This is a genomic window from Spongiibacter nanhainus (assembly GCF_016132545.1).
In the GTDB taxonomy this organism is placed as follows: Bacteria; Pseudomonadota; Gammaproteobacteria; order Pseudomonadales; family Spongiibacteraceae; genus Spongiibacter; species Spongiibacter nanhainus.
In genome coordinates, this window is sequence record NZ_CP066167.1 from 3,405,183 (window position 1) to 3,418,356 (window position 13,174).

Genomic DNA, 13,174 nt, shown 5'->3' on the forward strand with positions numbered 1-13,174 from the left:
CGTTCTTATTAAATTGGTGAGTCAATACTAGCGATGCCAACAAGCCCATTGCCAGTCCCACCACAGGCAATATTACCCCCCCGGCCAGCTGCCACCTTGTATCCCGGCTAATCCAATTCCCCCCCGGCCCCTTATAAGCACTGGGTACACAAGGGGTTTTACGGTGGCTGTCGGTTTATTTCTCTTTCAACAGGATCTGCGTCTTCACGACCAGCGCGCACTTATGGCCCTCGCGGGGCGGGTTGACGCTCTGCTGTGCGTGTATTGCCGAGACCCCGCCTCGACCCGCCCCGGGCGCTACGGCATTGCCGCTATGGGACCGCTGCGCCGCCGTTTCGAGGATCAGAGCCTCGCCGAGCTGCACCGCTCACTGCTGGCGCTGGGGCAATCTCTGCACGTTACTGAAGGCGAACCATTGGCGGCATTGGAGCAGCTGATCCGCACCTTCAAGGTCAGTGTCATTGGCCAAAGTCGGCAGAGTGGTTTTAACGAAAACCGGCGCTGGCAAACCCTACAGGCACGCTGGCCATCGCTAACCTTTATCGAGACCGACAATCACACCCTGTTCACCAAAGACCAACTGCCCTTTGCGCTGGATGCGTTGCCGCCAAGCTTTACGCCCTTTAGAAAGCGGGTCGAAGCACTGGATATAGACGCCCCTCTGCCGTCACCACAAACCCTCCCTCCCAGCCCCAGTGAGATCGCCGCTCTGCAAGCCCCTGACACTCGCGCAAGGGCGGACGAGCTATTCCGAGGCGGTGAGCCCCACGGGCTCACCCAACTGGCGGATTACTTTGGCAGTGAGGCGCCCAGCTATTACAAATCGGTGCGCAACGCCCTGCAGGGCTGGGATTGCTCGACCAAATTCTCTCCCTGGCTGGCCAATGGCAACCTGTCGCCACGGGAGATTTTGCGCCGTTTGCGCGACTACGAGAACCAACACGGCGCCAACGAATCCACCTACTGGATCTACTTTGAGCTGCTGTGGCGGGAGTACTTTCACTGGTATGCCCGGCGCCATGGCGCACGACTCTTCGCGTTCTCCGGTGTGAAACGGCGCAGCCCTCTGACCAGTTTCTACCCCCAGCGCTTCCAAGCCTGGACCATGGGTTCCACCCCCTACCCCATCGTTAACGCCTGTATGAACGAACTCCGGGAAACCGGCTACCTGTCCAACCGCGGTCGTCAGATCGTCGCCAGTTGCCTGGTTCACGAACTGGCGGTGGACTGGCGCTATGGCGCCGCTTGGTTTGAACACTGCCTGCTGGACTACGACGTCGCCAGCAACTGGGGCAACTGGCAGTATCTCGCCGGCGTCGGCGCCGATCCTCGGGGGCATCGCCACTTCGACCTGGACAAACAGACCCGCCAGTTCGACCCCGACGGCAGCTATATAGCCCGCTGGCAGGGCCACGTCACCGGGCCGCTGGATCACGTCGATGCCGCTGACTGGCCCTTATCTACCTCGAGTCGGCACTAGTCCTATGAATGTCGTCTGGTTTAAACGGGACCTGCGCCTCAGCGACCACCCTCCTCTGGCCGATGCCATTGAACGTGGTGACTGCCTGTTGCTCTACCTGTTTGAGCCGGAGCTACTCAAAGACCCCCATTACGAGCGCCGACATTGGCGTTTCGTCTGGCAATCCTTACAGGCCATGAACGCGCAACTGGCGCAGTTCGGTACTCGCGTACACTGCCTGACCGGTAATGCGCTGGATTGTCTGCAAGCCATCCACCAACACACACCGATCTCAGGGCTGTATAGCCACCAGGAAACCGGTCTCGACATCACCTTTCAACGAGATCTCGCGGTGGCAAAGTGGTGCGACAGTCAGGGCATCCCCTGGCAGCAATCTCCCAGCGGGGCGGTGCGCCGCGGCGCTCTGAATCGCCAGGGCTGGGACCGGCACTGGCAGCAGGTCATGCGGGCACCGCTGGTACAGCCCGATCTAGACCGCGCCCACTTTGTCACCTTGCCAGGACTGCCGGAAACCACCCCCCAACCCGATTGGCTTTGCGGCGGCGAGGAAATGCAGCGCGGTGGCAGTCCCACCGCGTGGCGAACTCTGTCGAGTTTTTATCAGGGCCGGGGCCAGGACTATTACCGGTCGCTGTCTTCACCCATCGCCAGCCGACGAGCGTGCTCACGGATGTCCCCCTATCTGGCCTGGGGCAATATCAGTCTCAGAGAGATGTACCAAAGCCTGCTTAGCCAGTGGCAGCGCCCCGGCTGGCGCCGCTCGCTGTCGGCACTCTCATCTCGGCTACACTGGCATTGTCACTTTATCCAAAAATTTGAGAGTGAGTGCGAGATGGAATTTCGGCCGGTGAATCGCGCTTATCAGGCCTTTCCCTACCGCGACGACAGCGAGGTGGACCGAGACCTGCTGGCCTGGCAGCAGGGCAATACCGGCCTACCGCTGGTGGATGCCTGCATGCGCTGTTTGCAAGCCACCGGTTATATCAATTTTCGAATGCGGGCAATGCTGGTCAGCGTGCTGTGTCACCACCTCAATATCGATTGGCAACGCGGCGCAACCCACTTAGCCCGGCTGTTTCTAGACTTCGAGCCCGGCATTCACTACCCGCAAATTCAGATGCAGGCCGGGGTCACCGGCACCAATACCATCCGCCTCTACAACCCTGTCAAGCAATCCCAGGAGCAGGACCCCAAGGGCGAGTTTATTCGCCGCTGGGTGCCCGAGCTAAGGGCACTACCCGACAGCCAGATTCACTGCCCCTGGCAGGTTCCACCCCTGGAGGCGGCCATGCTGGGATTTGAGCTGGGTCGAGACTACCCGGAACCCATTATCGACATTACCAGCGCGGCAAAGGCCGCCAGAGAGCGCCTGTGGTCCTGGCGCGGTCGCAGCGACGTTAAACAGGAAGCCCGCCGCATTCTCGCCCGCCATGTGCGGCCGGACAGCCACAGCACACCGCGCTCCAAGACCACAGAGAGGCGCCGCCGCGCATGAGCCATCCACAGCGTCTGCGACTGATCCTCGGGGATCAGCTCAACCCCCGTCACAGCTGGTACCGACAGCAAGATAGCTCCGTCATCTACCTGCTGGCCGAACTCCGCCAGGAAACCGACTACACCCGCCACCATGTGCAAAAAGTGTGTGCCTTTTTTGCCGCCATGGCGGGCTTTGCCACAGCGCTAAAAAAAGCCGGGCACCGGGTTCTGCACCTGACTTTGGACGACACCGCCGACGACGCCGACCTCCCTGCGCTGTTGAGGCGGCTGTGTCAGGACCTGGAGATTCAGCAGCTGGACTATCAGCGCCCCGACGAGTACCGCCTACTGCAGCAACTGCGGGCGCTGAGCATTGACGGCGTCACCCTTGTCGAGGCCGACACGGAACACTTCCTGCTGCCCTTCGACGACATTGCCCAACAGTTCAAGCCCGGCAAGCACCGCAAGATGGAGTTTTTCTACCGGGATATGCGGCGACGCTTCCAGGTACTGATGGATGGCGATCAACCCCGGGGCGGCAAGTGGAATTTCGATGCCGATAACCGCAACCGCCTCAGCACGGAAGATATCGACGCGCTGCCCCAAGCGCTGTGCTTCAGCAACAAGGTCGACAGTATTCTCCAGCGTCTGCAACGCCACGGCGTGGACACCTTTGGTACGGCAAGCAAAGAACTGCTGTGGCCGGTCAACCGGCGCCAGGCGGAAGAGCTGCTGGCCTTTTTCTGCGACGCGCTGCTACCCCTGTTCGGACGCTTTCAGGACGCCATGACCGGCAACAGCCCCCACGCCTGGAGCCTTTACCACTCCCGACTGTCCTTTGCCCTCAACGCCAAACTGCTGCACCCGATGCAGGTCATCGACGCGGCACTGCGCGCCTTTGAGAACCACCCGGAGGCCATTGATATCGCTCAAATCGAAGGCTTTGTCAGGCAGATTCTCGGCTGGCGGGAGTATGTACGAGGGGTGTACTGGGCCAATATGCCGGACTACCAGAGCCGCAACGCCCTGGGCGCCACTCGAGCACTGCCTCGCTGGTTTTGGGATGGCAATACCCGCATGCGCTGCCAGCAACAAGCCATTGGCCAGTCACTGGAGTTCGCCTACGCCCACCATATTCAGCGCCTGATGGTCACCGGTAACTTCTGCCTGCTGGCCGGTATTGACCCCGATGAAGTCGATCAGTGGTACCTGGGAATTTACGTGGATGCGATTGAGTGGGTGGAGCTGCCCAACACCCGGGGCATGAGCCAGTTCGCCGACGGTGGCATTGTCGCCACCAAGGCCTACTCCGCCAGCGGCAATTACCTGAACAAGATGAGCGACTACTGCGGCGACTGCCATTACAACGTCAAGCAAAAAACCGGCGAGCGGGCCTGTCCGCTAAATAGTCTGTATTGGGATTTTATGCTCCGTCATCGGGCCCAGTTTGAGCGCAACCCCCGGGTGGGCATGGTTTACAGAAATTGGGACCGCATGAGTAAGGACAAGCGCGAGGCCGTGCTCGATCATGCCGGCGGCTTGTTGGCAAAACTCGATGAACTTTAAGGGCTGGTGACCATCGATGGCTCTAATCAGTGGCCGTGATCAATGACCATAATCACCGGCGCTACCGATAAACCAGTCCGGCTCGCCCAGGGCCTCAGCGGCCCGCTCCAGGGACTCGGCAATATTTGCCGACAGCGGCGTAAAGTCTTCTCGCAGCAAGCTGGCGCTCACACAATTGCTCAAGCGGATGACAAAATCCTGTAACTGGCTGACCACCAGCTGAGTCTCGCTGGGGAAACGCCGGGCCAGCTCGCAGCAACGCTGCTCTATCATTAACCAGGCGTTACCGGTGTAGTGCAGGGCGGCGCGACGGCGTTGCTGCAGAATCGATTCCGGCAGGGAAGCAGCCAAACGCTCATCGATCGCCTGCCAGCAGTCGTGTAAGGGGCCGTACCAGGGGTAGTCCACATCTCGTTCGCTGGCTCCCGGTGCAAAACCACCATTTTTGCAGACGAAGGCCGCATAGTAACTCTCCGGCAAAGCGTGACGAATCACATAGGCATGGGGAGCCAACACCGCAGATACCAAATGACTGAGACTGAGCTCTTGATTGGCCACGGAAGACTTCATTGCCGCCATGTAGGCGGCGCAGTATTCGTTGACCACCTTGGAACGGTAGGCCCACACCGCCTCTACCAGCGCGTTTTTGGACCCGAAGTGGTACTGAACCGCGCCGGAGTTGGCGGTGCCGACCTTCTCCAGAATGACCCGGGTATTGGCGCCCCGCTCACCCAGAATGGCCACCTGGGATTCGGTCTCCAGGATAATTTTTTCTTTGAGCGCGTCACCCTTGCTGCTCATGGCCGCTCCTGTGTTAGGGGGTCCGCCTCGGTGCCGGTAAGGGGGTGGCCGGGGCGAATCGGTAACTGGTCAAACAGGTCGTAGAAGTCCCGCGCCGACGGCTGATAAAAATCCTGCAGCAAGGCGGCGCTGACCGACTCAGTCAGCTCCCGGCAAATACTGGCGAAATCAACCTTGCTGGGTCTGTCTCTGAAGCGACGCAATTCGCCCTCAATCTCCCGAACTGAGCCGCTCAAGGTCGCCTGGGTCAGCAGTAGCCGCTCTGCCGCCTCCTGCTCGCCCAGCAAGGTAGCGAGGTGGGCCTGCATGGTGTCGTAACCCGACGACAGTACGCCGCCCCAATCCCGGTAGCGGGCAAAAATGCCCTGGTGGTAACCGTCGGCGTTGAGTACGTCCATAAGACTGCAGGCAAAGCACGAGGGCCAGGTTTCGGCCACCAGCGCCAATTGCGGCGCCACCACACAGTAAACCTGTGCTTGCAGAGGCAGTTGGCTGCGAGCGCCAAAGTAGTCTCCTACCTGCTTGCGACAATCCTGAGACAGCTTACTGATCCGCGGTTGACGCAAGGCGCAAACAATTTCCAGAAACGCGTCAACGCTGCCAAAGTGGTAATGAATGGCTGAGATATTGGCGCTGCCCGCCTCGACGGTAAACTGCCGTATCTTGGCGTCGGACAGCCCCTGCTGACTGAGGATCTTCTCGCCGGCCAATAACAGCCGCTGACGGATACCTAAATCGGGCCACTGGCGCTTTATCGAATTCACTATGGCCGTCGCTCCACGCCGCTCAGTGCCACCACACCGGCGCTGTGTGCACCGGCATGACGACCGGCAAGGTACCGACTCTCCGCTGATTGATTCATTACTCTACCTTTGCTCACTGTTGCACCCAGGCCTGTCACGGAGCCCATTGACAAGGTCGCCACCGACACACCGGCCTGGAGGCTGCCTGTTTGCTGCAACACACTGCATTTCTCGCAACTGCCATCATATACGGTGCAGATACGCCGCAAATGACTAACATAATAGTTGACCGCGGATAATCGCACAGCCTCTAGACCCCGCGCAACGCCGGTAAAAGGCTGATTTTCCTAATTTTGTGGCTTTACTGAGCCTACAACGACGGCGGATCGGCGCGATTGCCCGCCAACCAGTCGTAGAGCATAGCAAGTTCTTCACGCCACTGTTCCACGGCCGGGATATCCGGGGCCACCCTGGCGTAAAGCTGGTCGTCGACATCGTCCATCATCGCGTTACTCTGGGCGATCACATCGGGAACGCGACGCATGGCATCGAGCATCTTTTGTATCTCCGCCTCACTGGTCCCCACCTGACGCATCATGGCGATCATTTCCTGGGTTTCCGGGTCCAGCGCAGGGTCAGGCGCCGCCTTGGCCTCTGCCAGGGTAGCGTCCCGCTCCTGCTTATCCGCAATAGCATCGCTGCGGTTGAGGATATAGTCGTGGGCCTCTGAGATGCGCCTTTCATGGTCTTCAAAGCGCGCCCGCGTGTAGCCCACCTGCTGCAAGTAACGATCTCGTGCGGCAAAAAACGCCACCACCACATCATCGTATTGATCGGCCTGGGCGCGAAAGCGGTTCTGGAGTTTGTGGGTCTCAATGCGAGTCTCCGACCACTTTTTTACGTCATTTGAACTCAGTGGTTCCGCCGCAAGCGAAACCACACTAATCACCAGAGCCGCTAGTGCAACACAGCCCCTAATAAAGTTTTTTGCAGTTGGTCCGATAACCTTCTCGACAGCCATGAATCACTCCGTTTTTTTATGGCGTTTTAGGCACGCAACATCGCGTACGGCAATTACTTACAGATTCACATTGGACGCCAGGTGTAATGTCATACGTCCAGTACCAGCAACTAAACTGACGGGATACCCACCCCATGGACATCGCCACACTACTCGGGATATTCGGCGCCATCGGCGTCATCATCGCCGCGATTTTTGTCGGCGGTAGCGCGAGCAGTTTTATCGATGTTCCCAGCGTGCTTATCGTATTCGGTGGTGGCCTATTCGCCAATCTCATAAAGTTCCCTTTAGGTGAAACACTGGGCGCCTTCAAAATTGCCTCCAAGGCGTTTTTCCACCGCCCCGCCAGCCAGCAGCAGTTGATTGAAGAGTGCGTCGATCTCGCGAAAGTGGCCCGCCGGGAAGGCCTATTAGAGCTGGAATCCAAGGAAATCAGCAACGAATTTCTCGACAAAGGCGTCAAAATGGCCATCGACGGCCACGATACCGCCCTGGTCCAACACCTCCTCAGCAAGGAGATTAACCTCACCATCGAGCGCAATGAGCAGGGCGAGGCGATTTTCAAGGGATTTGGCGAGTCCTTCCCCGCCATGGGCATGATCGGCACACTGATCGGCCTGGTCCAAATGATGTCCAATATGGACGACCCCAAAGCCATCGGCCCCGCCATGGCGGTGGCACTACTCACTACCCTCTACGGCGCCATCATGGCCAACGCCGTCTGCCTGCCGGTGGCGCAGAAATTGGCCTTCCGCTCTCAGGAAGAGCGCGGCAACCGGCAACTGATTCTGGAGGCGGTCAACGCGATTCAAGAAGGCATGCAACCGCAGGTATTAGAATCCCTGCTGGAAACCCACCTCCCCGAGAAACAGCGCGAGCGAGCTGCCAATGACGCAAAAGCCGCTTGACGCGCCGCCAGAGAAAAAAGTCGAGCCAGGCGCTCCAGCCTGGATGCTCACTTTTGCCGACTTGATGTCGCTGCTGCTGGCCTTTTTCGTACTGTTGTTTTCATTCTCGGAAATGGACAAGCAGAAGTTTAAAGAGCTGTCCGGATCTTTGCGCAACGCCTTCGGGGTGCAAAAAGAGATGCCGGCTTTCCAAACGCCGGTGGGTAATAACATCATCGCCCGGGAGTTCAGCCCCGCCCAGACAAGGCCGACCATAGAGAACGAGATTCGCCAGGAGGCCCTGCGCGAACTGCAACGGGCATTGAGTCGGGATGTAGCATTTGTTGAGGCACAATTCGCCCAGGAGATCGCCAACGACCAGGTCGAGGTGGAAGTCTCTGAAAACGGCTTCATCATCATCCGCTTGATGGAAAACGTCACCTTTGAGTCCGGCAGTGCCACTCTGACCATCAATGCCTGGCCGGTACTGGAAAAATTAGGGGATGTTATCGGTCACCTTCCCGGCGACATTGTTGTCAGCGGTCACACCGACTCGCTGCCCATAAACACCAGTCGCTTTCGCTCCAACTGGGACTTGTCGTCGGCCCGTGCCTCTACTGTGCTGCAGGAAATCCAGCGCTACTCGGAACAACCCCAACGCCGTTTCCGGGCCGTCGGCTACGCCGCCAACAAACCCATCGACAGTAACGACACCGCGGAGGGGCGGGCCCGCAATCGTCGGGTTGAGGTCACTCTGCTGCGGGGCGAGGAAGATCCAGCCACCGGTGATTTCACCGAGCTCTTTGAACCGCCACCCAATGCCGACACGATCCCCCTCAACTAGGGCCTGTTCACACTCATCTCCTGACAGCAACACAAACAAGCTATATCAGGCTCAAATAACGCCACTCAATACCTAACGCGGCGCACGAGGGGTGGGAGTGGGAATGTACGAATAGGTCGCCGCGTCATTGAGATGATGGCTCACCCGCCAGCAATGCCTGCCCACCCACTGCATCCATACCAGTGCCGCGAGCAATAGATCACCGGCCTCGGTATCTTCCCGTCCGGCGGCGATATCGGCAATGATTGCTTCGCGCTGTTTTATTTCCTCTGCATTAAGACGCTCTGCCATCGCGGAGCTAAGCTGGGCCGCGCCGGCCCAATCCTTTTTATGTAGGAGATTGCGCAGCTCCCTCAAGCCACCATCCAGCGTAGTGCCGGCATCAATAAGCTGGCGGGCCGATTGCCAACACTGGGCCTCACGGCTGGCCCCCAATCTGACCTGCAGGCGCTGTAGATGGTCAACAGTGTGCAAGCAGGCTTTTAAAAAATGCCACTCCCGCGCTCGCTCGGGGTGGGAATGAATCTGGTCAAGGTAGGCCTGACAGGCTTCAACCGACTCATAGAGTTCGACCAAACGCTCGGGATTGGCGCCCTCCTGTTTTCGCATCAAAGCCAGGCTGTATTGAACCTGAGCAACAAACAAATCAACCAAAGTCACCCTCACGGCCTCCAAGGCCACTGGGGAGTCTTTGAGCAATTGCCGATCCAACAGCCCCACAAGGTGAGACGGTCGATCGGGAACGAGCCACTCCATTAAGCGGGCAAAATGAGGGGTCAGCGGCAGCACCGACAAGGTACCAAACACATTGAATAGAGTGTGAAAGCCAACCAGTGCAATTTCAGCCTGTAGATAAATCGCCCCGGGAGACAACCACTGCCACAGCGCGACGTAGGGCAGCAAAAAGAAAAAGGCAAACAGCCCGGTAAAGAGGTTGTAGACAACATGGGAATACCCGGTGCGTCGGGTCTCCGCCGAGCCACCCAAGGTAGCGAACAGAGCAGTGGCGGATGTGCCCACATCCATACCGATGACCAGGGCCGCCGCCTGCTCAAAACTGATCACACCGCCATGCACCGCCGTCAGCGCCGCCGCCACACCAGCACTGGAGGACTGGGTTACCAGCGTAATCACTACCCCTAACAGCAATAACTGAAAGCGGCCGAGCCAGGTGTTGGCAGGAAAGGTCTCTGGGGTTATCTGCCCCTCAAGTCCCGCCATCCCTGACTGCATGGCGGCGATGCCGACAAAAATCAGCCCGAAGCCAGCCAGCGCAAAACCGCCCGGCTCCATACGCCCGCGACCGAACAGCTTGAGCAAGATACCGATCAGAATCAGCGGCATCACCGCAGTTTTCAATTCCAGTTTAAAGCCCAGCAAGGCCACTAACCAGCCGGTCACTGTGGTGCCAATATTGGCGCCAAATATCACCCCCAAGGCCTGGGGAAAGGTCAATAAGCCCGCCCCGACAAAGCCCACAGCGGCAACGGTAGTCGCACTTGAAGACTGCAGGATCGCAGTGCTAACCGCCCCCGTGGCGGCACCGGAATAAGGACTGCGGGTAAAGCGGGTCAGCGCATCGCGCAGGGCATCGCCGGCCAACCCACGCAGGCCGTCGGTCATAATCACCACGCCCAATAGGAAGACCCCCAATCCCCCTAATAAATCGAACCACTGACCCACGGCAGCTCCTTAGCGAAAGCATCAGCAAATAGCTTGATTAGCATAACGGCCAGGGCCCTGCTCAAGCTAGAGGGCGCGAGAGCTATTTACGCCGCCGTATTTGAAGGTACATCTAAAAACGCCAGGCAATCTCCACACCGTAGTGGCGGGGATCACCCTGAACAAGAGTCGCCGCTCCAAGCAGGGCGGACACTGCAAAGCCGCTGCGGTAGTGCACTTCATTGAACAGGTTTTCGATATAGGCGGTCACACTCAGGTTTTCGCCGGGAACCCAGTTGAGCCGAAAGTCCCACAACTGCACCTCCTCAATATAGGAGTTATCGTACTCCACCGCTTTGAAGTCGATGCCGGTGAACAACTCCGAGCGGAAGTAGGTGGACAAACGGGGCGAGAACATTCCCCACTCGCTCAACCACTGGTAGCTCACCGCCAGGGAATAAGTATGTTCCGGCACCAGAGCAAAGTCCTCATCGCTGCGATCAACAAGCTGCTCACCCTGGAGGGGAATAACCACATTGGTGAGGAATTCCTGATACTCCGCCTTGGTGTAGGAATAGCTGCCCATCAGAAACCAGTTTCCCGCCACCAGCGTGGTTTCAAATTCGGCGCCCTGCACCGTCGCCTCACCGGCATTAGACAGGAATAAGAACAAATCGCTGATGCGCTCTCCCTGCTCGGCAACCCGCACCTGAATATTCTCGTAGTCCATATAGTAAGCTGCCGCGTTGAAACGCAAGCGAGAATCCAGGCCATCGACCTTCACCCCCACTTCGTAGTTGGTGACCTCTTCCGGATCGAAAGACACTAACTCATCGCCCTTGGGCTCAAAGCCACCCGCTTTAAAACCTTGGCTGTAAGTGAGGTAGGCCATAAAACTGTCGACAAACAAGTCGTCGTGCCAACGCTCAGGGGCAATAAAGGACAGGGTGGTAGAAGGGGTGAAGTTGGTCCATTCATCATGACCATAGTCAGCGTTGTTGCGCACTGTCACCGGCAAGTCGGGAATGTCATCCGCCAAGGCATTAAACTGCGCCATGGTGATGGGGGAATACAAACCTGCAGGTTCGATATACAACGCGCCGATGCGTCCGCCGTAAGTGTTGTAGTCGATATCAAACACTGTTAACTCCCGCTCGCGCTCCTCAAAGGTGTAGCGCCCACCCACGGTCAACTGCAGGTAGTCCGTCAGGTCGTAGGTACCTTGGGCAAAGACCGCCCAGCTTTTATTTTCCAAATCGCTGCGCGTGGCAAACAATGACGCCAGTGGAAACACCAGGGTATCGTCAATCAAGCCACAGACACTGCCCAGACTGACCGCATCACAGGCGGTGGAAGGTCGGATTCCCGCCAGCCCCTTGGGACCCACCAGTTGGGAAAAGGGGTTATTCTCAATCTCTTCAATGGATGCAAAGCCGCCAAGGGTATAGTTGAGGCGATCATTAAAAGCGACCCCAGAGAGCTGCAGTTCTTGACTGAACTGCAGTCGTTCTTCCTCCGGTGTGCGTTCACCATCGGCGGCTAAGGTGCGATTCAAGGCTTCCGTGCCACTGTCGAGGATACCGATGACGGTACCGTCCTGATCGTCATTGCGGGCAATGCCATCCTGCCAACTCAGCGCGGATATGCCCTTTAAAGAAAGATAGTCATCGATTTGCCAATCCACCGTGAGGGCCAGAAGACGGCTCTCCATAGTGATCTCACTGTGGGGCGTGGTAACTGACAATTTGCGATTTTTTGCCAGGCGTTCGCTGCGTTGACAGGCGTCGACAAAATCCGGCTGGCCCGGATAACGCAGGGTTGCCACATTGGCCTCGGGGTTCTGAAACAGGCAGGTGATGCCCGAGCTCAACTCATCTTGCTTGCTCCAATACGCAAAAATGTCCACCCCCAGGTTTTGAGAGAGATCCATTTGAAAGCGGGCGGAAAAAGCCAGCCGATCTTCGTCGGCGAAGGTACCGCTGCCGTCTACATTGTCAAAGTAGCCCCCGGAACGGGTGCTGTTCAGCGCCATGCGCAGGCCGGCCTTACCGTCAAAAAGCGGCAAGTTACCGGCTAGCTTCATATTGCGACGGCCATAATTGCCAATATTGACGTCGATACTGGCATCGTAGTTGTTGTAATCCGCCGCCCGGGTATTCACCAAGATGGCGCCGCCGGTATTGTTCTTGCCAAACAGCGTGCCCTGGGGACCCCGCAACACCTGGATACTCTCCGTGTCCACGGTGTCCAAAAGCTGGGTATCTTGCCGGGCAATAAAAATCCCATTGAGATAGACCCCCACCCCGGGATCCAGCACCGATGTCGCCTCCCGCTGACCGATGCCACGGATAAAGATCGCCGGTGTTTTCGAGCCGCTTTCGCCAAATTGCAGACTGGGCACGGCTCCCTGTAGATCGGTAATCGAGGCGATCCCCGCCTCTTTCAGGCTTTCCGCTCCCAATGCGGTCACTGCCACCGGAGTTTCTTGCAGTCGCTCTTCTCTTTTTCGCGCGGTAACGAAGACTTCTTCGAGCACTAGCCCTCGCCCCATTTGTTTAGGCAGTGGAGTATCCTCAGCGGGGTCGGCTAGGGATACCGATGGCGCGACCAGGCACAGCGCTATCATCATCAAGCCACAAGGAAACTTATTCATTATTATTTCTCCGCGAGTCCGTTCATTCCTTTATTAGGCAA

General features: G+C 58.0%; 11 protein-coding genes. 5 read left to right on the forward strand and 6 right to left on the reverse strand.

Features of this window, described 5'->3' with window-relative positions; genetic code table 11:
• Positions 1-163 precede the first annotated feature (163 nt).
• The 3 genes from I6N98_RS15610 to I6N98_RS15620 are packed head-to-tail and all read left to right on the forward strand — an operon-like array spanning position 164 to position 4,522.
• Entirely contained in the window at positions 164-1,480 is a 1,317-nt protein-coding gene (locus I6N98_RS15610) for a DASH family cryptochrome (protein WP_198569249.1), read from the forward strand.
• A gap of 4 nt (positions 1,481-1,484) precedes the next feature.
• Complete coding sequence (locus I6N98_RS15615; RefSeq protein WP_198569250.1) at positions 1,485-2,975, forward strand: cryptochrome/deoxyribodipyrimidine photo-lyase family protein; 1,491 nt, start codon at positions 1,485-1,487, stop codon at positions 2,973-2,975.
• Positions 2,972-4,522, forward strand: a complete 1,551-nt coding sequence (locus I6N98_RS15620) for a cryptochrome/photolyase family protein (protein WP_198569251.1) — start codon at positions 2,972-2,974, stop codon at positions 4,520-4,522. Before I6N98_RS15615 ends, I6N98_RS15620 begins: the two co-directional genes overlap by 4 nt.
• 39 nt (positions 4,523-4,561) lie before the next feature.
• Here the strand turns inward: I6N98_RS15620 and I6N98_RS15625 are convergent, their stop codons facing one another.
• The 4 genes from I6N98_RS15625 to I6N98_RS15640 form a co-directional block, all read right to left on the reverse strand.
• Positions 4,562-5,323, reverse strand: coding sequence for a hypothetical protein (locus I6N98_RS15625; protein WP_198569252.1), 762 nt, complete (start codon positions 5,321-5,323; stop codon positions 4,562-4,564).
• A complete protein-coding gene (locus tag I6N98_RS15630) occupies positions 5,320-6,087 on the reverse strand; it encodes a TetR/AcrR family transcriptional regulator (protein WP_198569253.1) in 768 nt (255 codons plus the stop codon). Before I6N98_RS15630 ends, I6N98_RS15625 begins: the two co-directional genes overlap by 4 nt.
• Positions 6,087-6,287, reverse strand: coding sequence for a hypothetical protein (locus I6N98_RS15635; RefSeq protein ID WP_198569254.1), 201 nt, complete (start codon positions 6,285-6,287; stop codon positions 6,087-6,089). Before I6N98_RS15635 ends, I6N98_RS15630 begins: the two co-directional genes overlap by 1 nt.
• 149 nt (positions 6,288-6,436) lie before the next feature.
• Positions 6,437-7,006, reverse strand: a complete 570-nt coding sequence (locus tag I6N98_RS15640) for a hypothetical protein (RefSeq protein ID WP_198569255.1) — start codon at positions 7,004-7,006, stop codon at positions 6,437-6,439.
• 215 nt (positions 7,007-7,221) lie between these two features.
• On the opposite strand from I6N98_RS15640, the gene pomA reads away from it, so the two are divergent.
• Both pomA and I6N98_RS15650 read left to right on the forward strand, forming a co-directional pair.
• Positions 7,222-7,995 carry a flagellar motor protein PomA gene (gene pomA, locus I6N98_RS15645; RefSeq protein ID WP_198569256.1) on the forward strand — a complete coding sequence of 258 codons (774 nt, stop codon included), beginning with the start codon at positions 7,222-7,224 and terminating at the stop codon, positions 7,993-7,995.
• On the forward strand, positions 7,976-8,818 hold the full coding sequence (locus tag I6N98_RS15650) for a flagellar motor protein MotB (RefSeq protein WP_198569257.1): 843 nt from the start codon (positions 7,976-7,978) through the stop codon (positions 8,816-8,818). Before pomA ends, I6N98_RS15650 begins: the two co-directional genes overlap by 20 nt.
• A gap of 72 nt (positions 8,819-8,890) precedes the next feature.
• Here I6N98_RS15650 and I6N98_RS15655 read toward each other — a convergent pair whose 3' ends face one another.
• Both I6N98_RS15655 and I6N98_RS15660 read right to left on the reverse strand, forming a co-directional pair.
• Positions 8,891-10,501 (reverse strand): Na/Pi cotransporter family protein, encoded by a 1,611-nt coding sequence (locus I6N98_RS15655; RefSeq protein WP_198569258.1) that lies wholly within the window; start codon positions 10,499-10,501, stop codon positions 8,891-8,893.
• 112 nt (positions 10,502-10,613) lie between these two features.
• Complete coding sequence (locus I6N98_RS15660) at positions 10,614-13,133, reverse strand: TonB-dependent receptor (protein ID WP_198569259.1); 2,520 nt, start codon at positions 13,131-13,133, stop codon at positions 10,614-10,616.
• Between the last annotated feature and the right edge of the window lie 41 nt (positions 13,134-13,174).

What these genes read in the sequence shown, in the direction of transcription:
- I6N98_RS15615 (WP_198569250.1), top strand. Translation starts at nt 1,485, where the DNA reads ATGAATGTCGTCTGGTTTAAACGGGACCTGCGCCTCAGCGACCACCCT.
- I6N98_RS15650 (WP_198569257.1), top strand. Translation starts at nt 7,976, where the DNA reads ATGACGCAAAAGCCGCTTGACGCGCCGCCAGAGAAAAAAGTCGAGCCA.
- I6N98_RS15620 (WP_198569251.1), top strand. Translation starts at nt 2,972, where the DNA reads ATGAGCCATCCACAGCGTCTGCGACTGATCCTCGGGGATCAGCTCAAC.
- I6N98_RS15660 (WP_198569259.1), bottom strand. Translation starts at nt 13,133, where the DNA reads ATGAATAAGTTTCCTTGTGGCTTGATGATGATAGCGCTGTGCCTGGTC.
- I6N98_RS15625 (WP_198569252.1), bottom strand. Translation starts at nt 5,323, where the DNA reads ATGAGCAGCAAGGGTGACGCGCTCAAAGAAAAAATTATCCTGGAGACC.
- pomA (WP_198569256.1), top strand. Translation starts at nt 7,222, where the DNA reads ATGGACATCGCCACACTACTCGGGATATTCGGCGCCATCGGCGTCATC.